Here is a 23,728-nt window from a genome sequence, read left to right as displayed (position 1 = left end):
GCGCGGCGTTCGCTCCCCGCGGAGTGCGCGGATCGTCACGGCGGACTGTCGGGACGCCCCCGTACGATGGCGCGGTGAGTGAAACCCTGGTCGTCCGCGGTGCGCGCGAGCACAATCTGAAGAACGTCGACATCGAGATCCCCCGCGACAAGCTGGTGGTGTTCTCGGGCCTCTCCGGCTCGGGCAAGTCGTCCCTCGCGTTCGACACGATCTTCGCGGAGGGCCAGCGGCGCTACGTCGAGTCGCTCTCGGCCTACGCCCGCCAGTTCCTGGGCCAGATGGACAAGCCGTCGGTCGACTTCATCGAGGGCCTCTCGCCCGCGGTCTCGATCGACCAGAAGTCCACGAACCGCAACCCGCGCTCCACCGTCGGCACCATCACCGAGGTGTACGACTACCTGCGCCTGCTGTTCTCCCGCACCGGCACCCAGCACTGCCCCGTGTGCGGCGAGGTGGTCGCGAGCCAGAGCCCCCAGCAGATCGTCGACAACCTGCTCGGGCTCGAGGAGGGCACGCGCTTCCAGATCCTGGCGCCCGTGGTGCGCGGCCGCAAGGGCGAGCACGCCGACCTCCTGAGCTCGCTGCGCTCCCAGGGCTACGCCCGCGCCCGCATCGACGGGCAGGTGCGCCGCCTCGACGAGGAGATCGATCTCGACAAGAAGTTCAAGCACACGATCGAGGTGGTCATCGACCGCCTCGCGGCCAAGTCCGATGCGCGGCGCCGCCTGACCGACTCCGTCGAGACCGCCCTGCGCCTGGCCGAGGGCCTCATGATCGCGGACTTCGTGGACCGCGAGGAGGGCGCCGAGGACCGCGAGCGCCGCTACTCCGAGAAGCGCGCGTGCCCCAACGACCACCCGCTCGCGCTGGACGACATCGAGCCCCGCTCGTTCTCCTTCAACGCCCCCTACGGCGCGTGCCCCGAGTGCACCGGCATCGGCATGCGCCTCGAGGTCGACCCCGAGCTCGTGGTCCCCGACGAGGACCTCACGCTCGCCGAGGGCGCGATCGCCCCGTGGACCATGGGCCACGCCGACTACCACCAGCAGGTGATGACGGGCCTCGCGGAGGACCTCGCGTTCTCGATGGACACCCCGTGGCGGGCTCTGCCCCAGCGCGCCAAGGACGCCCTGCTCAACGGCAAGGACCACAAGGTCCACGTGCGCTACCGCAACCGCTTCGGGCGGGAGCGCACGTACTCCACGGGCTTCGAGGGCGTGCTGCACTACCTCCAGCGCCGCCACGAGGACACGGAGTCCGACTGGGCCAAGGAGCGCTACGAGCAGTTCATGCGCGAGGTCCCGTGCCCCGCGTGCCGCGGGGCGCGCCTGCGCCCCGAGATCCTCGCGGTCACCGTGGGCGGGCGCAGCATCGCCGAGGTGTGCGACATGTCGATCTCCCACGCCGCCGAGTTCCTCGGCGCGCTCGAGCTCGGCGAGCGCGAGCGCCAGATCGCCGCGGAGGTGCTGCGCGAGATCCAGGCGCGCCTGGGCTTCCTGCTCGACGTCGGCCTGGACTACCTGAACCTCGGCCGCGCCGCAGGCACCCTCTCGGGCGGCGAGGCGCAGCGCATCCGCCTGGCCACGCAGATCGGCTCGGGCCTCGTGGGCGTGCTCTACGTGCTCGACGAGCCGTCGATCGGCCTTCACCAGCGGGACAACGAGCGCCTCATCTCCACCCTCACGCGCCTGCGCGACCTCGGCAACACGCTCATCGTCGTCGAGCACGACGAGGACACCCTGAACGCCGCCGACTGGGTCGTGGACATCGGCCCCCTCGCCGGCGAGCACGGGGGAGAGGTCATCCACTCGGGCTCCGTCGAGGGGCTCAAGACCAATCCGCGCTCGCTCACCGGGCGCTACCTCGCCGGCGAGCTGGCGATCCCCGTCCCGCCGGTGCGCCGCCCGCTGGATGACGAGCGCACCCTCACGGTCGTCGGCCCGCGGGAGAACAACCTCACGGGCATGGACGTCGACTTCCCGCTCGGCACCTTCACGGCGGTCACCGGCGTCTCGGGCTCGGGCAAGTCCACGCTCGTCAACGACATCCTGTACCAGGTGCTCGCGCGCGACCTCAACCGCGCCCGCGTCGTCCCGGGCCGCCACAAGCGTGTGACCGGCCTCGAGCATCTCGACAAGGTGGTCCACGTCGATCAGTCGCCGATCGGCCGCACCCCGCGCTCGAACCCCGCGACGTACACGGGCGTGTGGGACCGCGTCCGCACCCTGTTCGCCCAGACCACCGAGGCCAAGGTGCGCGGGTACAAGGCGGGTCGCTTCTCCTTCAACGTCAAGGGCGGCCGCTGCGAGGCGTGCTCGGGCGACGGCACCATCAAGATCGAGATGAACTTCCTGCCGGACGTCTACGTCCAGTGCGAGGTCTGCCACGGCGCCCGCTACAACCGGGAGACCCTCGAGGTCCACTTCAAGGGCAAGAACGTGGCCGAGGTGCTCGACATGCCGATCGACGAGGCCGTCGAGTTCTTCGAGGCGGTCCCCGCGATCCACCGTCAGCTCCAGACCCTGTGCGACGTGGGCCTCGGCTACGTGCGCCTGGGCCAGAGCGCCCCGACCCTCTCGGGCGGCGAGGCCCAGCGCGTCAAGCTCGCCTCGGAGCTGCACAAGCGCTCCGCGGGCCGTACCGTGTACGTGCTCGACGAGCCCACCACGGGCCTCCACTTCGAGGACGTGCGCAAGCTGCTCGACGTGCTGCAGGGGCTCGTGGACAAGGGCAACACCGTCATCGTCATCGAGCACAACCTCGACGTCATCAAGAGCGCCGACCACGTGATCGACCTCGGGCCCGAGGGCGGCAGCGGCGGCGGCCGGGTGGTCGCGACCGGCACCCCGGAGCAGATCGCCGCGTGCGCCGCCTCGCACACCGGGCGCTTCCTCGCGCCCGTGCTCGCGGTTGCCGCCTCGTCCACGCCCACGCGGAAGGCACCCGTGGGCACGGGGGCCTGAGCCATGGCCGATCCCGCCACCTACCGCCCGGCCCCGGGGACCATCCCCACCCGGCCGGGCGTGTACCGCTTCCGCGACGCGGACTCGCGGGTCATCTACGTGGGCAAGGCCAAGAACCTCCGGGCCCGGCTGTCCAACTACTTCCAGGACGTCGCGAACCTGCACCCGCGCACGCGCCGCATGGTCACGACCGCCTCCTCGGTCGAGTGGACGGTCGTCACGAGCGAGGTCGAGGCCCTCACGCTCGAGTACACGTGGATCAAGGAGTTCGACCCGCGGTTCAACGTCAAGTTCCGCGACGACAAGTCCTACCCGTACCTCGCCGTCACGATGGCCGAGCGCTATCCGCGGATCCACGTGACCCGGCGGGCCAAGCTCAAGGGCGACCGCTACTTCGGGCCGTACACGCACGTGTGGGCGATCCGCGAGACCGTGGACCTGCTGCTGCGCGTGTTCCCCGTGCGCACGTGCAGCGCGGGCGTGTTCCGCCGCGCCGAACGCTCGGGCCGGCCCTGCCTGCTCGGCTTCATCGGGAAGTGCTCGGCGCCCTGCACGGGCGAGATCTCCGAGGAGGACCACCGCGCCCTCGCCGAGCAGTTCTGCGACTTCATGGCCGGCAACACGGCGAAGTACACGCGCGAGATCGAGCGGCGGATGCGGGAGGCCTCGGCCGCGATGGACTACGAGACCGCCGCGCGCCTGCGCGACGACCTCGGCGCTCTCACCAAGGTCATGGAGCGCAACTCCGTGGTCCTCTCGGACTCGACGGACGCCGACCTGATCGGCCTGGCCCAGGACGACCTCGAGGCCGCGGTCCAGGTCTTCCACGTGCGCGGCGGCCGGATCCGCGGCCAGCGCGGCTGGACCGCCGAGATCCTCGACGAGTCCACCACCGCCGACCTCGTCGAGCGGGCCCTGACCACCCTGTACGCCGACGCCGCCGAGGGCGCGACCGGCGTCCCGCACGAGGTGCTCGTGCCCACCATGCCCACCGACGTCGAGGACGTGCGCGCCCTGCTGGGCCGCGCCGTGGACCTCCGGGTGCCCCAGCGCGGCGAGAAGAAGGAGCTGCTGGACACCGTCACCACCAACGCGCAGGAGGCCCTGCGGCTGCACCGGCTGCGCCGCGCCGGGGACCTCACGGCGCGCTCGAAGGCGCTCGAGGACCTCGGCGAGGCCCTCGAGCTCGACGAGCCGCCCCTGCGCATCGAGTGCTTCGACATCTCCCACTCCCAGGGCACCAACGTGGTCGGCTCCCAGGTGGTGTTCGAGGACGGCCTGCCCCGCAAGAGCGAGTACCGCCGCTACGCCGTGCACGGCGAGGCCGCGCGCGACGACACCGCCTCCATGTACGACGTCATCGCGCGCCGTCTCGAGAAGCACCTGCACCCGCCCGAGGCGACCGACGAGGACGCCCGCCGCTTCGCGTACCCGCCCGCCCTGATCCTCGTCGACGGCGGCCCGCCCCAGGTCGCCGCGGCCCAGCGCGCCATGGACGACAAGGGCGTGACCGACATCGCGCTCGCGGGCATCGCCAAGCGCCTCGAGGAGATCTGGCTGCCCGGCGAGGAGCACCCCGTGATCCTGCCCCGCACGAGCGAGGCCCTGTTCCTCGTGCAGCGCCTGCGCGACGAGGCGCACCGCTTCGCGATCACCTACCACCGCTCCAAGCGCGGGCGCGCGATGCACGAGAGCGCCCTCGACGCGGTGCCCGGCCTCGGCCCCGCCCGGCGCCGTGCCCTGCTCGACCGCTTCGTGACCGTGCGCGCGATCCGCGAGGCCGGCGAGGACGAGCTCGTCGAGGTCCCGGGGATCGGCCCCGCGCTCGCGGCGCAGATCCACTCGGCACTACAATCCGATACGCCCGACCCGGCCGTCGACATGGCGACCGGCGAGATCCTCGACTGACCTCCGCGTCCGAAGGAAGGAGCACCCACGATGGGCACCGACCCCGCCTCCGGCCCCGCGGCTCCCGAGGCCACGAGCCCCGGCGAGATCATCATCATCACGGGCCTGGCCGGCGCCGGGCGCGAGACCGCCGCGCATGCGCTCGAGGACCTCGGCTGGTACGTCGTCTACAACATCGCGCCGCAGCTGATCCGCACCCTGTACGACCTCCAGGCGCAGACCGAGGGCCACCCCCCGCGCTTCGCCGTCGTCGTCGACCCCCGCTCCGGCCCCCTGTTCTCCGAGCTGTACGACGTGGTCCGCCAGCTGCGCGCCGCCGAGCTGCGTCCCCGGCTGGTCATGCTGACCGCCGACGAGGACACCCTCGTGCGCCGCTTCGACTCGGTGCGACGCCCCCACCCGCTGCAGGGCGAGGAGGGCGTGCTCGAGGGCATCCGCCGCGAGCGCGAGCAGCTGGCCCCGTACCGCCGCCTCGCCGACGTCGTGATCGACACCTCCCCGCTCAACGTGCACCAGCTCACGATGAAGATGCGCTCGCTGTTCGGGACCTCCGAGGAGCAGGCGCTCACCGTCAACGTGCTGTCCTTCGGCTTCAAGTACGGCATCCCGATCGAGGCCGACCACGTCTCGGACGTGCGCTTCATCCCCAACCCGTACTGGGTGCCCGAGCTGCGGCCCCTGCGCGGCACCGACGAGCCCGTCGCGTCGTTCGTGCTCGGCGACGCCAACGCGCAGGAGTTCGTCGAGAAGTACATCGAGATGATCACGCCCGTGCTGCGCGGCTACACGCACGAGAACAAGAACTTCACGACGCTCGCGATCGGCTGCACGGGCGGCAAGCACCGCAGCGTCGCCGTCGCCGAGCGCATCGCCGACGAGCTGCGCCGCATGGGCCACCCCGTCCGGGTGCGCCACCGGGATCTGGGACGCGAATGACGTCACGGATCCCCGCCCGCATCGGCCACCCGCGCCCGCGCCCCTCGTCCCCCTACGCCGCCGTCGGCGCCGAGGGGGGACTGTCGGTCGTCGCCCTCGGCGGCGGCCACGGCCTCGCCGCGAACCTGCGCGCGCTGCGCCATCTCGCCGACGAGCTCACCGCCGTCGTCACCGTCGCCGACAACGGCGGCTCCTCCGGCCGGATCCGCGCCGAGATGCCCGTGCTGCCGCCCGGGGACCTGCGCATGGCCCTCGCCGCCCTGTGCGAGGACTCCGACTGGGGCGCCGTGTGGCGCGACGTCGTCCAGCACCGCTTCCGGACCGACGGCGAGCTCGACGGCCACGCCCTCGGCAACCTCCTGATCGTCACCCTGTGGCAGATCCTCGGCGACCCGGTCGCGGGGCTCGACAAGGTCGGCGAGCTGCTCGGCGCCCGCGGCCGCGTGCTGCCGATGGCGCTCGAGCCGCTCGACATCGAGGCCCGCGTGGTCGGCGCCGACGGCGTCGGCCGCCTGGTGCGCGGCCAGGCCGAGGTGGCCGTCGCGACCGGCCGCGTCGAGGACCTGCACCTGCTGCCGGCCGAGCCGCCCGTGCCGACCGAGGTGCTCGAGGCCCTCGCCGGGGCCGACTGGATCATCATCGGTCCCGGCTCGTGGTACACCTCGGTGCTGCCCCACCTGATGGTGCCCGAGCTCGCCGAGGCGATCCGCACGAGCCCCGCCCGCCGTTGCATCACGATGAACCTCTCGGCCGGCACGAGCGAGACCGCGGGCATGGCCAGCAGCGACCTGCTCGACGCGCTCCTCGAACGCGCCGGGGACACGCGCTTCGACGCCCTGATCGCGGACCCCACGCTCCAGGACGACAGCTACGAGCTCGCCGAGCACGCCCGGAGCCACGGCATCCGCGCCCTGCTGCGGCAGGTCTCGGTGGGGGCCGGCATGCCCGTCCACGATCCCGTGCGCCTCGCCGCCGCGTATCGTGACGTCTTCGACGGCACGTTCGGCGACGTCGACGACCGCGCCGCCGACGAGCCGCGGGCCGACGCACCCCCCACCGCCGGACCCGAGGAAGGAGCTCACGATGGCACTGACCGGTGACGTCAAGGAGGAGCTCGCCCACCTCGAGATCACCCGCCCCTCGTGCCGCAAGGCCGAGGTCGCGGCCATGCTGCGCTTCGCGGGCGGCCTGCACCTCGTGGCCGGCAGGATCGTGGTCGAGGCCGACCTCGACTCCGCGGCCGCGGCCCGCCGCCTCAAGACGGCGATCCAGGGCGTCTACGGCCACCGCAGCGAGGTCATGGTCGTCGCCCCCTCCGGCATCCGCCGCACCACCCGGTACGTCGTGCGCGTGGTCGCCGACGGGGGAGCGCTCGCCCGCCAGACCGGACTGCTCGACGCCCACGGCCGCCCCGTGCGCGGCATGCCGCCCGCCGTCGTCGGGGGAGCCATGCCCGACGCCGCCGCCGCGTGGCGCGGCGCCTTCCTGGCCCGCGGCTCGCTGACCGAGCCCGGCCGCAGCGCCGCCCTCGAGCTCACGTGCCCCGGGCCCGAGGTGGCCCTCGCGATGGTCGGCGCGGCCCGCCGGCTGGGCGTGCCCTCCAAGGCCCGGGAGGCGCGCGGCGCCGACCGCGTCGTGCTGCGCGACGGGGACGCGATCTCCGCCCTCCTGGCCCACATGGGAGCCCACCAGACCGTCCTCGCCTGGGAGGACCGCCGCACCCGGCGCGAGGTGCGCGCGACCGCCCACCGGCTCGCCAACTTCGACGACGCCAACCTGCGCCGCAGCGCCCGCGCGGCGGTCGCGGCGGGCGCCCGCGTCGAGCGCGCGCTCGAGATCCTGGGGCCCGAGGTGCCCGACCACCTGCGCGTCGCGGGCGAGCTGCGCCTGGCCCACCGCCAGGCGAGCCTCGAGGAGCTGGGCCGGCTCGCCGACCCGCCCATGACCAAGGACGCCGTGGCCGGGCGCATCCGCCGGCTGCTCGCGATGGCCGACAAGCACGCCGAGGAGCTGGGCCTGCCCGGCACGGACGCCGGCATCCCGCCCGAGGACGGCGACGCCGGCACTGCCTGACGCCCGCCGACCGGCCCGATGTGACCGGCGACACGGCCTCCTCGGCGCGGTCGGGGACCTCCGCCGCGGCGTCGCCGACGCGTGTGTGCTAGCCGCGCGCGAGGCGCGGCCGATCCCGGCGTCCACCCTCCGGATGGGTCGAATCGTCCCGTCGCGCCTTGGTAGGCTCTAGGCGTTCGGGCGCACACGTGACGGACGCACAGTCCGGTTCGTCCCGTGCGCGCCACACCGTTCCGCGGCCATCGGGGCCGCGACACAAGGAGGAACCGTGACAGTCAAGGTCGGCATCAACGGATTCGGTCGTATCGGGCGCAACTTCTTCCGCGCCATGCTGGAGCAGGGAGCCGACATCGAGGTCGTCGGCGTCAACGACCTCACGGACAACAAGACCCTCGCGCACCTGCTGAAGTACGACTCGATCACCGGTCGCCTGAAGGAGGACGTCTCCTACGACGAGGACTCCATCACCGTCGGCAACCAGACGTTCAAGGCGCTCGCCGAGCGCGACCCGAAGAACCTTCCCTGGGGCGAGCTGGGCGCGGACGTCGTCATCGAGTCCACCGGCATCTTCACCGACGCCACCAAAGCCAAGGCCCACATCGAGGCCGGCGCCAAGAAGGTCATCATCTCCGCCCCCGCCAAGAACGAGGACGCGACCTTCGTGATCGGCGTCAACGACGGCGACTACGACCCCGCCGCGCACAACATCGTGTCCAACGCGTCGTGCACCACCAACTGCCTCGCGCCGCTGGCCAAGGTCCTCAACGACGAGTTCGGCATCGTCAAGGGCCTCATGACCACGGTGCACGCGTACACCGCGGACCAGAACCTCCAGGACGGCCCGCACTCGGACCTGCGCCGCGCCCGCGCCGCCGCCCTGAACATCATCCCCACCAAGACCGGTGCGGCCCAGGCCGTGGCCCTGGTCCTGCCCGAGCTCAAGGGCAAGTTCGACGGCTACGCGCTGCGCGTGCCGGTCCCCACGGGCTCCGCGACCGACCTCACCTTCGAGGCGAGCCGCGAGGTCACCGTCGAGGAGGTCAACGCCGCCGTCAAGAAGGCCGCCGAGGGCGACCTCAAGGGCATCCTGTCCTACACCGAGGACCCGATCGTCTCCTCCGACATCGTCTCGGACCCGCACAGCTCGATCTTCGACGCCGGCTGCACCAAGGTGATCGGCAACCAGGTCAAGGTCGTCTCCTGGTACGACAACGAGTGGGGCTACTCCAACCGCCTCGTCGACCTCACGTCGCTCGTCGGCAAGAGCCTCTGATCCTGCTCGGCGCTCGTCGCTGACATCAGGACCGCACGGGAGCCCGTCCGGCACCGGCCCTCCGGGGAACCGGCGCCGGGCGGGCTCCCGTCGTCCGCCATCCCACCCTCACGAGAGGAATCATCGTGCTGAAGACCATCGAGTCCCTCGGCGACCTGCGCGGCAAGCGCGTGCTCGTCCGCAGTGACCTCAATGTGCCGCTCGACGGCACCCGCATCACGGACGACGGCCGCATCCGGGCCTCCGTCCCCACCCTGCGCGCCCTGCTCGACGCCGGCGCCCGCGTGGCCGTCGTGGCCCACCTGGGCCGCCCCAAGGGCGCCCCCGAGGAGAAGTACTCGCTGCGTCCCGTCGTGGGCCGCCTCGGCGAGCTGCTCGGCACCGACGTCGCGTTCGCGACCGACACCGTCGGCCCCTCCGCCCAGGAGACCGTCGCCGCGCTCGGCGACGGCGAGATCGCGATCCTCGAGAACCTGCGCTTCAACCCGGGGGAGACCAGCAAGGACGAGGCCGAGCGCCGCGAGTTCGCCCAGCAGCTCGCCGCCCTCGCCGACGCCTACGTCTCCGACGGCTTCGGCGTCGTCCACCGCAAGCAGGCCTCCGTGTACGAGGTCGCGCAGCTGCTGCCGTCGGCCGCGGGCCTGCTCGTGCTCAAGGAGGTCGAGTCGCTGCGCAAGGTGACCGACGACCCCGAGCGCCCCTTCGTCGTGATCCTCGGCGGCGCCAAGGTCTCCGACAAGCTCGGCGTGATCGAGAACCTGCTGACCAAGGCGGACCGCCTCATCATCGGCGGCGGCATGGCCTACACCTTCCTCAAGGCCCAGGGCCTCGAGATCGGCAACTCGCTGCTGGACGCCGAGCAGGTCGACACCGTGCGCGGCTACCTCGAGACCGCCGAGAAGAACGGCGTGGAGATCGTCCTGCCGGTCGACACCGTCGTCGCCCCCGAGTTCGGGCCCGACGTCGACTCCGAGGTCGTCGCCTCGGACCAGATCCCCGCCGACAAGGAGGGCCTGGACATCGGCCCGAAGACGGCCGAGCTGTTCGCGGCCAAGATCGCCGACGCGAAGACCCTCTTCTGGAACGGCCCCATGGGCGTGTTCGAGTTCGAGAAGTTCGCCGAGGGCACCCGCGCCGTCGCCGAGGCCGTGGCCTCGTGCGCCGGCTTCACCGTGATCGGCGGCGGCGACTCGGCCGCGGCCGTGCGCAACCTCGGCTTCGACGAGAGCCGTTACGACCACATCTCCACCGGCGGCGGCGCGAGCCTCGAGCTGATCGAGGGCAAGGAGCTGCCGGGCATCGCCATTCTCGAGGAGGACGACAAGTGACCACCCGCACCCCGCTCATGGCGGGCAACTGGAAGATGAATCTCGACTACAAGCAGGGCCTGTCCCTCGTCGAGGACCTGGGCGATGCCCTCAAGGGCGGCGACACCGACGCCGTCGAGGTCGCCGTGATCCCGCCGTTCGTCGACATCCGCACGGTCCAGACCGCGATCGACGCCAACAAGTACCCGATCGCCTACGGCGCCCAGGACCTGTCCGAGCACATCGGCACGGGCGCCTACACCGGCGAGGTGTCCGGCGAGATGCTGACCGCGCTCGGCTGCACCTACGTGCTCGTGGGCCACTCCGAGCGCCGCCAGTACCACGGCGAGGACGAGAACATCACCAACGCCAAGGTCAAGGCCGCGATCGCGGTGGGGCTCACCCCGATCCTGTGCGTCGGCGAGGGCCTCGACGAGCGCAAGGCCGGCAAGCAGGTCGAGTACACCCTCGCCCAGCTCGAGGGCGGCCTCGAGGGGCTGTCGAACGAGGACGCGGGCCGCGTCGTCATCGCCTACGAGCCCGTGTGGGCCATCGGCACCGGCGAGGTCGCGACCCCCGAGGACGCCCAGGAGGTCTGCGGCGCGATCCGCGACGCCCTCGGCGGCCTGTTCGACGACGAGGTCAAGGAGACCGTGCGCGTGCTGTACGGCGGCTCCGTGAAGTCCTCCAACGTCGGCGAGATCATGGCCAAGGACGATGTGGACGGCGCCCTCGTGGGCGGCGCCTCGCTCAAGGCCGACGAGTTCGCCAAGATCGCCCTCTACCAGGGCTGATCCGGCGGCATCGTCCGATCCATCACGGAAGCGGGCCGGGCACCCTCACGGGGCCCGGCCCGTGCCGTATCCTGATCGGGCTCTCGTTCCGACCGGAAGGCGATACCCCCTCGTGGATCTCTCGCTCCTGAAGACCATCCTGCAGGTGCTGCTGGCCGTCACCGGCCTGCTGCTGGTCCTGCTCGTGCTCCTCCACCGGGGCAAGGGCGGCGGCCTGTCCGACATGTTCGGCGGCGGCGTGTCCGCCGGTGCCGGCTCCTCGGGCGTGGCCGAGCGCAACCTGAACCGGCTGACCGTGACGGTCGCCGTGATCTGGGCGCTGTGCGCGATCGGGCTCGGCGTGCTCGCGCGCATCATGCTCGTCACCGGCTGAGCAGCCACCCCCAGAACGACATCAGGGCCCCGACCGTTGCGGTCGGGGCCCTGATCGTGCACGAGGGCGCGGTGGCCTCAGAGCTTCGAGGCGGCCTCCGTGTCGAGGTACCACGTGGTGGACTCCAGGCCGCGCACCGCGGACGCCGGGCAGCCCCACGGGTCGATGCCGTGCTGGGCCCGCTCGACGGCCTCCGCCTTCTCCTCCCCGGACACGAGCAGCGCCACGTGGCGCGCCGAGTTCAGGGCGGGCCACGTGAGCGAGATGCGCTCCGGCGGGGGCTTGGGGGAGTTGCGCACGCTCACGGCGGCGAGCGTCGTCTCCCGCTGGTCCTCGTGCTCGGGGAACAGCGAGGCGATGTGGCCGTCGGGCCCCACCCCGAGCAGGAGCACGTCGAAGAACGCCTCCCCGCGGGTGTGGAAGGGCACGTCGCCCCCGGCGAGGTCGAGCTGCTGGCCGTACCACGCGGCGGCGTCGTCGAGGCCCATGCCGCTCGAGGTCGAGGGCATCGCATGCACCCGCTGCTCGGGCAGGTCGAGCGCCTCGAGGAAGGTGGAGCGCACCGCGTTGATGCTGCGGTCCGCCGAGTCCGCGGCGACGAAGCGCTCGTCGCCCCACCACACGTCGACCTTGCTCACGTCGACGTCGGCCGCGGTGAGCGCCCGTGCGAGCTCGGTCGCGGTGCGGGTGCCGATGCCGCCGCCGGTCAGGACCAGGTGGGCGACGTCGCGCTCGGCGATCGCCGCGGCGATCTGCTCCGTGAACGCCTGGGCGGCGGTCGCCGCGAGCTCGGCCGGGCCGTCGCTCACCGAGGTGGTGGGCTCGGGCTTGCCGGTCGCGAACGTCGAGGGGTCCTCGATGCCGGAGAAGGCGTGGCACAGGGCGTCGCCGTAGACCTCGTCGGGGTCCAGTCGGCGCAGCTCCTCGGACAGGCACTCGAACAGCGACCGTCGCGGCATGGTGACGTGCTGGTCGGTCGTGTCGCCGGGCAGGTTCATGACGATCGAGTCGTCCGACTCGCGGCGCAGCACGATCTGGCCGTCGCTGCGCTCGAGGATGACGGCCGACAGCCCGACCTCGTCGGAGGCCGGCGGGTCGATCGCCACGGACGTGCCCAGCTCGGTCTCGAGCCACGCCGCCATGAGCAGGACCGACGGGTCGTGCTCGGCGCCCTCGATGCGCACCGCGGTCGGCGCCGACACGGGCGTCACCTCGTACGCGCTCGCCACGAGGCCGCGCCAGTTGGTGATGCGCGACCACGACAGGTCGGTGTCGCCGCTGCGGTAGCCCCGCCGCAGGCGCTTGAGCACGCCCTCGGGGTTCTCGGTCTGGCGGGCGTCGGTGATGCGCCGCTGGGCCATCGACCCCAGGATGTCCTGGGCCGGGCTCGACGGGGCGTTCGTGGGCCACCAGGCGACGATCGGCGCGTCCGGCAGCAGGAGCGGGGTGACGAGGGTGTCGAGCGCCGTCGCGACCTGGCCGCGCGCGGTCAGCAGCACGATCTCGCCCGCGCCGGCGTCGCGGCCCACGCGGATCTCCGCGTCGAGCCCGTCGGTCTCGGACTCCGGGTCAGCGCGCAGCACGAGCACGCGGCAGGGGTGCTCGTGGCTGGCCTGGACGGCCGCGGCGAGCGGCGCGTCGAGCTCGCCGGCGCTCGCGACGATCAGCAGCGTGAGCACGCGGCCCATCGCGGTGACGCCGCCGGTCTCCCGCATCTCGACGAGCTTCTTGTCCACGGCCGACGATGTGGTGTCGGTGAGGGTGGTGATCACGGTCGCCTCCAGGTCCGCCCGTCGCGGGCGAGCATCTCGTATGCGGTCTCGGGGCCCCACGTGCCCGCCCGGTAGGGCGACGGCGTCATGGACTCGGCCCAGAAGGTGGTGATGGGGTCCAGGATCTTCCAGGACAGCTCCACCTCCTGCTGACGGGGGAACAGCGGCGGGTCCCCGAGCAGCATGTCGAGGATCAGCCGCTCGTAGGCCTCGGGCGACTCCTCGGTGAAGGAGGAGCCGTACGCGAAGTCCATCGTCACGTCCCGGACCTCCATCTGGGTGCCCGGCACCTTGGAGCCGAAGCGGATGGTGACGCCCTCGTCGGGCTGCACCCGGATCACGATGGCGTTCTGCCCGAGGTCGGCGGTGTCGGTGTCGCGGAACGGCAGGAACGGCGCGCGCTTGAACACGACCGCGATCTCGGTGACGCGGCGTCCCAGGCGCTTGCCGGCCCGCAGGTAGAAGGGCACACCCGCCCAGCGGCGGGTCGCGATGTCGAGGCGGATCGCCGCGAAGGTCTCGGTGGTCGAGTCCGCGGGGATGCCGTCCTCCTCGAGGTAGCCCTTGACGAGCTCCCCGCCCTGCCAGCCGCCCACGTACTGTCCGCGCGCGGTGTGCAGCGAGAGGTCCGCGGGCAGCTCGACCGCCTTGAAGACCTTCTCCTTCTCGGTGCGCAGGTCCGCGGCGTCGAAGGAGACGGGCTCCTCCATCGCGGTCAGCGCGAGCAGCTGCAGCAGGTGGTTCTGGATCACGTCGCGCGCGGTCCCGATGCCGTCGTAGTAGCCGGCGCGCGAGCCGATGCCGATGTCCTCGGCCATCGTGATCTGCACGTGGTCGACGTAGTTGGCGTTCCACACCGGCTCGAACAGCTGGTTGGCGAAGCGGAAGGCCAGGATGTTCTGGACCGTCTCCTTGCCGAGGTAGTGGTCGATGCGGAAGACGTCCTCGGGACGGAACACCTTCTCGACGACGTCGTTGAGCTCACGGGCCGACTGCAGGTCGTGCCCGAAGGGCTTCTCGATGACGACGCGGCGCCACGAGCCGTCGCGCGGCGTGTTCAGCCCCGAGTTGGCGATCTGCTCGCACACGTCGGGGAAGGCGCTCGGCGGGATCGACAGGTAGAAGGCGTGGTTGCCGCCCGTGCCGCGTGTGCGGTCGAGCTCGCCGACGACCTCCGTGAGGTGCTCGAAGGCCTGCTTGTCGTCGAAGTTGCCGGTCACGAAGCGGAGCCCGCCGCGCAGCTGCTCGAAGACGTCCTCGTTGAAGGGGGTGCGGGCGCTCGCCTGCACGCACTCGCGCACGTACTCGGCGAAGCGGTCGTCGTCCCAGTCGCGGCGGCCGAAGCCCACGAGCCCGAAGCTCGGCGGCAGCAGCCCGCGGTTGGTGAGGTCGTAGATGGCGGGGAGCAGCTTCTTCTTGGCGAGGTCGCCGGTCACGCCGAACATGACCATCGAGCACGGGCCCGCGATCAGGGGGAGGCGCCGGTCGCGCGGGTCGCGCAGGAGGTTCTCGCGCGGCGCGTCGCCGCTGCGGGCGGCGCGCGTGCCGCCGGGGGCGGGTTCGCTCACGCCGTGCGCGGTCTCCGCCGCGTTCGGTCGGTCTTTCATGGATGTCCTTTCGACGCGGGGGAGGGGCCGTCCCGCACGGGGCGGCCCCTCCGAACCCGGCGGATGTCAGGCCGGGGTGGACTCGGCGATGGAGGCCGAGACGGTCTCGAGCAGCTCGCCCCAGGCCTTCTCGAACTTGTCGACGCCCTCGGACTCGAGGACCTCCCACACGTCGTCGAGGTCGACGCCGGCCGCGGCGACGCTCTCGAGGACGGCCGCGGCCTCGCGGGCGGCGTCGGCGTCCAGCGGGGCGAACGGCTCGGAGTGGTCGGCGACCGCCTCGAGCGTCTTCTCGGGCATCGTGTTGACCGTGGGGTTGGCGACCAGCTCGTCGACGTACATCGTGTCGGAGTAGTCGGGGTTCTTCACGCCCGTCGACGCCCACAGCGCACGCTGCACGTGCGCGCCGTCGGCCTCGAGGGAGGCGAAGCGCTCGGAGGCGAAGGCCTCGAGGTACTGCCCGAAGGCGACGCGGGCGTTCGCGACGCCCGCCTTGCCCTTGAGCGCCTGCGCGTCGGCCCCGAGGTCGTCGAGGCGCTTGTCGATCTCGGTGTCCACGCGGGAGACGAAGAACGAGGCGACCGAGTGGATGGTCGAGAGGTCGATGCCGGCCTCGCGGGCCCGCTCGAGGCCGCTCAGGTAGGCGTCGATGACCTCGCGGTAGCGGTCGACCGAGAAGATCAGCGTGACGTTGACGCTGATGCCGTGCGCGATCGTCTCGGTGATCGCCGGCAGGCCCTCGCGGGTCGCCGGGATCTTGATGTGGAGGTTGTCGCGGCCGACGATGCCGCGCAGCCGCTTGGCCTGCTCGACGGTCCTGGCGGTGTCGTGCGCGAGGCGCGGGTCGACCTCGATCGAGACGCGGCCGTCGTAGCCGTCGGTGCTGTCGTAGAGGCCCTCGAAGAGGTCGCACGCGCGACGCACGTCGTCGGTCGTGAGGACCTCGACGACGTCCTCGACGCCCTTGCCGTCACCGGCGAGGCGCGCGATGTCCTCGTCGTAGTCGGACTTGCCGGCGATCGCGGACTGGAAGATCGAGGGGTTGGTGGTCACGCCGACGACGGCGCGGGTGTCGATGAGCTCCTGCAGGTTGCCGGAGTTCAGCCGCTGGCGGGAGAGGTCGTCCAGCCAGATGGAGACGCCGGCATCGCTCAGCGCCTGGGTACGGGTGTTCTGTGTCATTGCGCAGCTCCTGTCTCGGGATGCGCCGCGGGGGCACGGCGCGGGATTCGGACGAAGGGAGGAGGAGGCGAGGCCGCGGGCCCCGCCTCCTCGGATGTCTCAGCCGCGGGCGGCCTGGAGCGACTCCTGGGCCGCGGCGACGACGTGGTCGGCCGTGAAGCCGTATTCGGCGAACAGCGTGCCCGCGTCCGCGGAGGCGCCGTAGTGCTCGAGCGAGACGGCGCGGCCGGCGTCGCCGAGGTACTTGAACCACGGCATCGCGATGCCCGCCTCGACGGACACGCGGGCCTTCACGGAGCGCGGCAGCACCGACTCGCGGTAGGACTCGTCCTGCGCGTCGAACCACTCGCTCGACGGCATCGAGACCAGGCGGGTCGGGGTGCCCTGCTCCTCGAGGGTCTTCTGGGCCTCGGCGGCGTACTGCACCTCGGAGCCGGTCGCGATGAGGATGACCTGCGGGGCGCCGTCCGAGGCGTCCTTCATGACGTAGCCGCCGCGGGCGAGGCCCTCGGCCGCGGCGTACTCGTCGCGATCGAAGGTCGGCACGGCCTGGCGGGTCAGCGCGAGCCCGATCGGGCCCTCACGGCGCTCGAGGGCGGCCTTCCACGCGGCCGAGGTCTCGTTCGCGTCGGCGGGACGGATCACCGTCAGACCGGGGATCGCGCGCAGCGCGGCGAGGTGCTCGACGGGCTGGTGGGTGGGGCCGTCCTCGCCCAGGCCCACCGAGTCGTGGGTCCACACGAAGATGTCGTCGACGCCCATGAGCGAGGCGAGGCGGACGGCGCCGCGCATGTAGTCGGCGAACTGCAGGAAGGTGCCGCCGTAGGCGCGGGTCAGGCCGTCCACGTTGATGCCGGTGAGGATCGCGCCCATCGCGTGCTCGCGGATCCCGAAGTGGAGGGTGCGGCCGTAGCGGTTGCCCGGGAACTCCTGGGTCGCGTTCTCCTCGGGGATGAAGGACGGCTCGCCCTTCATGGTCGTGTTGTTCGAGCCCGCGAGGTCGGCGCTGCCGCCCCACAGCTCCGGGAGGACCGGCGCGAGCGCGGCGAGGATCTGGCCCGACGCGGCGCGCGTGGCGACGCCCTTGGCGTCGGCCTCGAAGGCCGGGAAGGCGTCGGCGAAGCCCTCGGGCAGCTCGTGCGCGGCGAGCCGGTCCAGCAGGGCCGAGCCCTCCGGGTTGCCCGAGCGCCACGCGGCGAGGCTCTCGTCCCACGCGGCGTGGGCCTCGGCCCCGCGGTCGCGCAGACGGCGGGTGTGCTCGAGGACCTCGTCGGACACCTCGAAGGTCTTCTCGGGGTCGAAGCCGAGCACCTTCTTGAGGGCCGCGACCTCGTCGGCGCCGAGCGCCGCGCCGTGCGCCGCGCCCGTGTCCTGGGCGTCGGGGGCGGGCCACGCGATGATCGTCTTGAGCGCGATGAACGACGGACGGTCGGTCACCTTCTGCGCCGCCAGGATCGCGTCCTTGAGGGCTGCGACGTCCTCGACGTACTCGGAGCCGCCGCGCCAGTCGACGGTCTGGACGTGCCAGCCGAGGGCCTCGTAGCGGGCGGCGGTGTCCTCGGTGAAGGCGATGTCGGTGTGGCCCTCGATCGAGATGTCGTTGTCGTCCCACAGCACGATCAGGTTGCCGAGCTTCTGGGTGCCCGCGATCGAGGAGGCCTCGTTGGTGACGCCCTCCTGCATGTCGCCGTCGGAGGCGATCACGTAGGTGAAGTGGTCGAAGGGGCTCTCGCCGGCGGGGGCCTCGGGGTCCAGCAGGCCGCGCTCGCGACGCTGGGCCATCGCCATGCCGACCGCGGTCGCGAGGCCCTGGCCGAGGGGGCCGGTCGTGGTCTCGACGCCCTTGGTGTGCCCCCACTCGGGGTGGCCCGGGGTCTTCGAGCCGAACGTGCGCAGCGCCTCGAGGTCCTCGAGCTCGAGGCCGAAGCCGCCGAGGTAGAGCTGGATGTACTGGGTCAGGCTCGAGTGGCCGGCCGACAGCACGAAGCGGTCGCGCCCGATCCACGAGGTGTCGGCGGGGTCGTGACGCAGGATGTCCTGGTAGAGAAGGTAGGCGGCGGGCGCCAGCGAGATGGCGGTGCCGGGATGGCCGTTGCCGACCTTCTGGACGGCGTCGGCGGCGAGCACGCGGACGGTGTCCACGGCGCGCTTGTCCAGCTCGGTCCAGCCCTCCGGGGCCTTGAAGTTCTCGGTCACAGATATGTTCCTTCCGTTGGAAGCGGCACACCCCTGGGGGTGATGCTCACGAAAACCGGGGCGCACGTCGCTGCGTGCGCCCGACCCTTCCCACTGTAGTCGCCCCCGTCCGCGGGCCTCCGTGTGATCCGCGACCGGCGAAAGACGCGTCGCGCGACGCGGCATCACACGCCGGATGCGACGCGTCCCACCCGCCGACGGCGTCGTGCGTCCCCTAGACTGGCCAGGCTGCCGAGCCCCACGGCGGCGTCTCCTCGCGCGGAAGGACGGTGGCCGGTGACCGCCACTCACGGTTCGGGCACGCACACGACCCCGGGCACCTCGGGCACGACGCCGACGTCGGCCCCCCAGTCCTCCCCGGCGTCCCCGGGCTCCCCGGCCCCGCGTCCAGGGGTCGGCCGCGTGCTGCGCCCCTACGTGGCGCTCACCAAGCCCCGCATCATCGAGCTGCTGCTCATCACGACCATCCCGACGATGTTCCTCGCGGCGGGCGGCTTCCCGCGTCCCGCCCTGATCCTGTGGACCCTCGTCGGCGGCTATCTCGCGGCGGGCGGCGCCAACGCGCTGAACATGTACCTCGACCGGGACATCGACGCCCAGATGAAGCGGACCCGCAACCGGCCGCTCGTCACGGGGGAGGTCTCCCCGCGCGCAGGCCTCGTGTTCGGCATCGCCCTGTCGGCGCTCTCGGCCGTCTGGCTGTGGCTGCTCGTCAACCCCATGTCCTCGGTGCTCGCGGTCGCCGCGATCCTGCTGTACGTCGTCTTCTACACGATGATCCTCAAGCGCCGCACGAGCCAGAACATCGTGTGGGGCGGCGTGGCCGGCTGCATGCCCGTGCTGATCGGCTGGTCGGCGGTCACGGGCACCGTGTCGTGGACCGCGGTGCTGCTGTTCCTCGTCATCTTCTTCTGGACCCCGCCGCACTACTGGCCGCTCGCCGAGAAGTTCACGAAGGACTACGAGACCGCGGGCGTGCCGATGCTGCCCGTCGTCGCGTCGCGCCGCAGCGTCGCCCACCAGATGATCGGCCACACCCTGGCGATGATCGCGTGCTCGCTCGCGATCGTGCCGCTGGGCCACACCGGCCCCGTCTACACGATCGCCGCGGTCGCGTGCGGCGCCTGGTTCGCCTACCTCGTGATCCGCTACGCGGTGCGCGTGCACCGGGGGCTGACCGGCAAGGCGCTCGGCCCGATGACCGTGTTCCACGCGTCGATCACGTACCTCACGCTCCTGTTCGTCGCGCTCGCGATCGACCCGTTCGTGCGGTTCTGAGCCGCCCGGTCCGGGAGCAGCGGTGACCGTCTCGCCCACCCGGCGCAGCGACGCCCGCACCCTCGAGCAGTACCTCGCGCACCTGCGCGTCGAGCGCGGCCTCGCGGCCAACACGATCGCCGCCTACCGCCGGGACCTCACCCGCTACCTCGACCACCTCGCGTCCCGCGGGATCGACCTGGCGGCGGCGACGCCCGCCGACGTGTCCGCCTGGATGCAGGCGATCCGCTCGGGCGAGGACGGGCGCTCCGCCCTCGCCGCGTCCTCGGCGGGCCGGGCTCTGGCCGCGGTGCGCGGCCTGCACGCCTTCTGCGAGGAGGAGGGCGAGACGCCCCACGGCGACCCCGCCGCCGGCCTCCCGGCCCCCGCCCGCTCCCAGCGCCTGCCCCACCCGATCTCGCTCGGCGACGTCGAGGCCCTGCTCGAGGCCGCCGCCCGCCCCCGCACGGGGCTGCTCCCCGTCGAGCGCGCGCTGCGCGACCGGGCTCTGCTCGAGGTGCTCTACGGGCTCGGCGCCCGGATCTCCGAGGCCGTGGGCCTCGACCTCGACGACCTCTCGGCCGCCGAGCGCCAGGCCGTGCTGCGCGGCAAGGGGGACAAGCATCGGGTCGTGCCCGTCGGCTCGTACGCCATCCGGGCGGTCGAGGCGTACCTCACGCGGGGCCGGCCCGCGCTCGCGGCACGGGGGAGGGGCACCCCGGCGCTCTTCCTCGGCTCACGAGGGTCCCGGCTGACCCGGCAGGCCGCATGGGGCATCGTGCAGGACGCCGCCGAGGCGGCGGGCCTCGCCGAGCACATCAGCCCCCACACGCTGCGCCATTCCTACGCCACGCACCTCCTGCACGGTGGCGCCGACGTGCGCAGCGTCCAGGAGCTGCTGGGGCACGCCTCGGTGACAACGACCCAGCTGTACACCCAGGTCACGGTCGACTCGCTGCGCGAGGCCCACGCCGCGGCACATCCCCGGGCCGTGGACGGGGCTTAGACTTGGTCGGCGAGGTGCGCAGGGGGACGATCCCCGGCGGCGCGCGCCCGGGCCCCGAGAGGGCCGGGCAGCTGCCCCTTCCCGGCCTGGACATCCCTGCCCCGCGTGCGCCCGAGGCACCGCGGGCCGACCGCGGACGTGCCCGCCCGACCCGACGACGCAGACGACAGGAAGACCACGTGAGCGACGCGAAGCAGACGCTGGACATCAACCTGGGCCCCACCGGGCGCCCGCTGCCGGAGTTCCCGCAGCCCGCCGAGCTCGACGGCCACGGGCCCGCCCGCGTCATCTCGATGGTCAACCAGAAGGGCGGGGTCGGCAAGACCACGAGCGTCATCTCGCTCGGCGCGGCGCTCGCCGAGCTCGGCCGCAAGGTGCTGCTCGTGGACCTCGACCCGCAGGGGGCCCTGTCCGCCGGCACGGGCGTGAACTCCTACGAGCTCGACGTGACCGTCTACAACCTGCTCATGGACCGCCGGCACGACGTGCACGACGTGATCCAGGAGACCTCGACCGAGAACCTCGACGTGCTGCCGGCCAACATCGACCTGTCGGCCGCCGAGGTCCAGCTCGTCAACGAGGTGGCCCGCGAGATGTCGCTCGCCCGGGTCCTGCGCCCGGTCATGGACGAGTACGACGTCGTCATCATCGACTGCCAGCCCTCGCTGGGCCTGCTGACCGTCAACGCGCTCGCCGCGAGCCACGGCGTCATCATCCCGCTCGAGCCCGAGTACTTCGCGCTGCGCGGCGTTGCCCTGCTCGTCGAGACGATCGAGAAGGTCCAGGACCGCATCAACCCGCGCCTCGAGATCGACGGGATCCTCATGACCATGTTCGACGCGCGCACCCTGCACGCCCGCGAGGTCGTCGCGCGCGTGGTCGAGGCGTTCCCCGAGACGGTCCTGCACACCACGATCAACCGCACCGTGAAGTTCCCCGACGCCTCGGTCGCCGCCGAGCCGATCACGACGTTCGCCTCGTCCACCAAGGGCGCCGAGGCCTACCGGCAGCTCGCGCGCGAGCTCATCGCCCGCGGCGCGGCCGCGTGAGGCGATGACGGGACGCGGCCGGCCGGCCGGGCGGCAGCGCCGGCGCAGCGACTTCACCCCGCCGCGCACGGTGCGCCTGCGCGACGACGAGGGCCGTGAGCGCCGCGACGTCGACGCGGCCGCGGGCGGCGACGTGCACGCCGCGGCGGGCGAGCGGCTGCAGAAGGTGCTCGCCCGGGCCGGCTTCGGCTCGCGCCGCGCGTGCGAGGCCCTCATCGCCCAGGGCCGCGTGAGCGTCGACGGCACCCTCGTGACCGAACAGGGCGTGCGCGTCGACCCCGAGCGCCAGGCCGTGCACGTCGACGGCCGACGGCTCCAGCTCGACACCTCCAAGCTCACCCTCGCCCTCAACAAGCCCCGCAAGGTGGTCTCGGCGATGTCCGACCCCGAGGGACGCCGCGACCTCACCGAGTTCGTCGCCGATCGCGAGCAGCGGCTCTACCACGTGGGCCGCCTCGACTACGAGACCGAGGGCCTCCTGCTGCTGACCAACGACGGCGAGCTCGGCCACCGCCTGACCCACCCGAGCTTCGAGATCTCCAAGACCTACGTGTGCCGCTTCGACTGCCCCGGCGCCTTCCCCCGCGGCCTGCTCAAGGCGCTGCGGGAGGGGGTCGAGCTCGAGGACGGCCCGGCGCGCGCCGACCAGGCCCGGCTCGTCGCGCACGACGGCCGGGAGGCCGTCGTCGAGGTCACGCTCCACGAGGGCCGCAACCGGATCGTGCGCCGCATGTTCGCCTCCCAGGGCCACGAGCTGACCGCACTCGTGCGCACCCGCATCGGCCCCGTGCTGCTGGGCGACCTCGCCCCCGGGACCACGCGCGAGGTGAGCGGTCGCGAGCTCGGCACCCTGATGGCGGAGGTGGGGCTGTGACCGCGGCAGGGGCCTCGGCCTCCCTCGTGCCCTCGCCCGTGCGCATCATCGGCACCGGCCTCATCGGCGGCTCGCTCGGCCTCGCCCTGAGCGGCGCGGGCGTCGACGTGCAGCTCGAGGACGTCTCGCCCGGCACCGAGTCCCTCGCGATCGAGATGGGCGCCGGGCACCGTCCGGGCCCCGAGGACCCCGATCCCGCCCTCGTCCTGGTCGCGGCGCCGCCCGACGTCGCCGCGGCCCTCGTGGTGCGCGCGCTGTCCCGGTGGCCGACGGCGACCGTCGCCGATGTCGCGAGCGTCAAGTCGATCGTGCTGGCCGGGGTCCGGGCCGTCGTCGACGACGGGGCGCTCGCCGAGGACGACCTGGCCCGCTACGTCGGCGCGCACCCCATGGCGGGGCGCGAGGTCTCCGGCGTGATCGCCGCCCGCGGCGACATCTTCCAGGCGCGGCCCTTCGTCGTCGTGCCGCATCCGACGAGCCGCGCGGCGTCGGTCGCGGTGGTCCGCGCCCTCGCCCTCGAGATCGGCTCCGTGCCCCTCGTGCTCGACGCCGCCGACCACGACCGCTCCGTCGCGCACGTCTCCCACGTGCCGCAGGTGGTCGCGAGCCTCCTGGGCGCGAGCCTCGTCGACGCCCCCGAGCGCTCGCTCGAGCTGGCCGGGCCCGGCCTGCGGGACACGAGCCGCATCGCGGCCTCCGACCCGCGGCTGTGGGTCGAGATCCTCTCCGCGAACGCGCGGGCGGTCGGCCCCATCCTGAGCGAGCTGCGGGACCGCCTGGACGGCGTGCTGGGAGCGCTCGACTCGATGACGGGCGACCCCGACCCGCGCCGCGGGTCCCGGCGCGCGATCGCCGCGCTCATCGCCGACGGCAACCAGGGCGTCCAACGCATCCCGGGCAAGCACGGCGGTGCGACCGACCACTTCGCGACCGTCACGGTGCTCGTGCCCGACCGTCCCGGCGAGCTCGGACGCCTGTTCACCGAGATGGGCGAGGCCGGGATCAACCTCGAGGACCTCACGCTCGAGCACACCTTCGGCAAGAAGGTCGGCATGGCGCACGTGTCCGTCACGAGCGGCAGCGAGGGACTGCTCACGGACGCGCTGACCGAGCGCGGGTGGAGCGTCGCCCAGGGCTGATCGCCCCTATCCTGGGGGG

18 protein-coding genes are annotated in these 23,728 nt (G+C 72.5%); 14 read left to right on the top strand and 4 right to left on the bottom strand.

Features of this window, described 5'->3' with window-relative positions; all coding sequences use genetic code 11:
* The first annotated feature begins 74 nt into the window (after positions 1-74).
* The 9 genes from uvrA to secG all read left to right on the top strand — a co-directional run bounded on the left by uvrA (position 75) and on the right by secG (position 11,627).
* On the top strand, positions 75-2,963 hold the full coding sequence (uvrA, locus tag BRM3_RS12455) for an excinuclease ABC subunit UvrA (protein WP_263593620.1): 2,889 nt from the start codon (positions 75-77) through the stop codon (positions 2,961-2,963).
* A 3-nt stretch (positions 2,964-2,966) separates the two neighbouring features.
* A complete protein-coding gene (gene uvrC / locus BRM3_RS12450; RefSeq protein WP_263593619.1) occupies positions 2,967-4,871 on the top strand; it encodes an excinuclease ABC subunit UvrC in 1,905 nt (634 codons plus the stop codon).
* Positions 4,872-4,901: 30 nt separating this feature from the next.
* Positions 4,902-5,807 carry an RNase adapter RapZ gene (gene rapZ, locus BRM3_RS12445; RefSeq protein ID WP_263593618.1) on the top strand — a complete coding sequence of 302 codons (906 nt, stop codon included), beginning with the start codon at positions 4,902-4,904 and terminating at the stop codon, positions 5,805-5,807.
* Positions 5,804-6,907: a gluconeogenesis factor YvcK family protein gene (locus BRM3_RS12440; protein ID WP_263593617.1), complete on the top strand. Its 1,104-nt coding sequence runs from the start codon at positions 5,804-5,806 to the stop codon at positions 6,905-6,907. Before rapZ ends, BRM3_RS12440 begins: the two co-directional genes overlap by 4 nt.
* Entirely contained in the window at positions 6,891-7,880 is a 990-nt protein-coding gene (whiA, locus tag BRM3_RS12435) for a DNA-binding protein WhiA (protein WP_263593616.1), read from the top strand. The genes BRM3_RS12440 and whiA overlap by 17 nt, the downstream gene beginning before the upstream one ends.
* 268 nt (positions 7,881-8,148) lie before the next feature.
* Positions 8,149-9,153 (top strand): type I glyceraldehyde-3-phosphate dehydrogenase, encoded by a 1,005-nt coding sequence (gene gap, locus BRM3_RS12430; protein ID WP_263593615.1) that lies wholly within the window; start codon positions 8,149-8,151, stop codon positions 9,151-9,153.
* A 128-nt stretch (positions 9,154-9,281) separates the two neighbouring features.
* Positions 9,282-10,481 (top strand): phosphoglycerate kinase, encoded by a 1,200-nt coding sequence (locus BRM3_RS12425; protein ID WP_318152462.1) that lies wholly within the window; start codon positions 9,282-9,284, stop codon positions 10,479-10,481.
* On the top strand, positions 10,478-11,254 hold the full coding sequence (gene tpiA / locus BRM3_RS12420) for a triose-phosphate isomerase (protein WP_263593614.1): 777 nt from the start codon (positions 10,478-10,480) through the stop codon (positions 11,252-11,254). The genes BRM3_RS12425 and tpiA overlap by 4 nt, the downstream gene beginning before the upstream one ends.
* A 112-nt stretch (positions 11,255-11,366) precedes the next feature.
* Positions 11,367-11,627, top strand: coding sequence for a preprotein translocase subunit SecG (gene secG, locus BRM3_RS12415; RefSeq protein WP_263593613.1), 261 nt, complete (start codon positions 11,367-11,369; stop codon positions 11,625-11,627).
* 77 nt (positions 11,628-11,704) lie between these two features.
* Here the strand turns inward: secG and pgl are convergent, their stop codons facing one another.
* The 4 genes from pgl to tkt form a co-directional block, all read right to left on the bottom strand.
* Positions 11,705-13,399 carry a 6-phosphogluconolactonase gene (gene pgl / locus BRM3_RS12410; protein WP_263593612.1) on the bottom strand — a complete coding sequence of 565 codons (1,695 nt, stop codon included), beginning with the start codon at positions 13,397-13,399 and terminating at the stop codon, positions 11,705-11,707.
* Complete coding sequence (zwf, locus tag BRM3_RS12405) at positions 13,396-15,006, bottom strand: glucose-6-phosphate dehydrogenase (RefSeq protein WP_263593611.1); 1,611 nt, start codon at positions 15,004-15,006, stop codon at positions 13,396-13,398. Before zwf ends, pgl begins: the two co-directional genes overlap by 4 nt.
* A 66-nt stretch (positions 15,007-15,072) precedes the next feature.
* On the bottom strand, positions 15,073-16,188 hold the full coding sequence (tal, locus tag BRM3_RS12400) for a transaldolase (RefSeq protein WP_263593610.1): 1,116 nt from the start codon (positions 16,186-16,188) through the stop codon (positions 15,073-15,075).
* Between the two features lie 99 nt (positions 16,189-16,287).
* The gene (tkt, locus tag BRM3_RS12395) at positions 16,288-18,384 is read right to left on the bottom strand and encodes a transketolase (RefSeq protein WP_263593609.1); all 2,097 of its coding nucleotides are present in this window, start codon (positions 18,382-18,384) and stop codon (positions 16,288-16,290) included.
* A 276-nt stretch (positions 18,385-18,660) separates the two neighbouring features.
* Between tkt and BRM3_RS12390 the strand changes: the two genes are divergently transcribed.
* From BRM3_RS12390 to BRM3_RS12370, 5 genes are all read left to right on the top strand, one after another.
* The gene (locus BRM3_RS12390; protein WP_396126937.1) at positions 18,661-19,662 is read left to right on the top strand and encodes a heme o synthase; all 1,002 of its coding nucleotides are present in this window, start codon (positions 18,661-18,663) and stop codon (positions 19,660-19,662) included.
* A gap of 22 nt (positions 19,663-19,684) precedes the next feature.
* Positions 19,685-20,647 (top strand): site-specific tyrosine recombinase XerD, encoded by a 963-nt coding sequence (locus tag BRM3_RS12385; RefSeq protein ID WP_263593608.1) that lies wholly within the window; start codon positions 19,685-19,687, stop codon positions 20,645-20,647.
* 179 nt (positions 20,648-20,826) lie between these two features.
* The gene (locus tag BRM3_RS12380; RefSeq protein WP_263593607.1) at positions 20,827-21,696 is read left to right on the top strand and encodes a ParA family protein; all 870 of its coding nucleotides are present in this window, start codon (positions 20,827-20,829) and stop codon (positions 21,694-21,696) included.
* A 4-nt stretch (positions 21,697-21,700) separates the two neighbouring features.
* The gene (locus BRM3_RS12375; protein WP_263593606.1) at positions 21,701-22,570 is read left to right on the top strand and encodes a pseudouridine synthase; all 870 of its coding nucleotides are present in this window, start codon (positions 21,701-21,703) and stop codon (positions 22,568-22,570) included.
* Entirely contained in the window at positions 22,567-23,709 is a 1,143-nt protein-coding gene (locus BRM3_RS12370) for a prephenate dehydrogenase (protein ID WP_263593605.1), read from the top strand. The genes BRM3_RS12375 and BRM3_RS12370 overlap by 4 nt, the downstream gene beginning before the upstream one ends.
* Positions 23,710-23,728 lie beyond the last annotated feature (19 nt).

It is taken from the genome of Brachybacterium huguangmaarense, from assembly GCF_025725725.1.
GTDB classification, from domain to species: domain Bacteria; phylum Actinomycetota; class Actinomycetes; order Actinomycetales; family Dermabacteraceae; genus Brachybacterium; species Brachybacterium huguangmaarense.
The sequence above is the reverse complement of the archived record's forward strand: the minus strand, read 5'-3'. Positions and strand labels throughout refer to the sequence as shown.

Coding starts and splice junctions, on each gene's coding strand:
- BRM3_RS12440 (WP_263593617.1), top strand. CDS start 5,804: ATGACGTCACGGATCCCCGCCCGCATCGGCCACCCGCGCCCGCGCCCC.
- BRM3_RS12375 (WP_263593606.1), top strand. CDS start 21,701: ATGACGGGACGCGGCCGGCCGGCCGGGCGGCAGCGCCGGCGCAGCGAC.
- tal (WP_263593610.1), bottom strand. CDS start 16,188: ATGACACAGAACACCCGTACCCAGGCGCTGAGCGATGCCGGCGTCTCC.
- whiA (WP_263593616.1), top strand. CDS start 6,891: ATGGCACTGACCGGTGACGTCAAGGAGGAGCTCGCCCACCTCGAGATC.
- zwf (WP_263593611.1), bottom strand. CDS start 15,006: ATGAAAGACCGACCGAACGCGGCGGAGACCGCGCACGGCGTGAGCGAA.
- uvrC (WP_263593619.1), top strand. CDS start 2,967: ATGGCCGATCCCGCCACCTACCGCCCGGCCCCGGGGACCATCCCCACC.
- rapZ (WP_263593618.1), top strand. CDS start 4,902: ATGGGCACCGACCCCGCCTCCGGCCCCGCGGCTCCCGAGGCCACGAGC.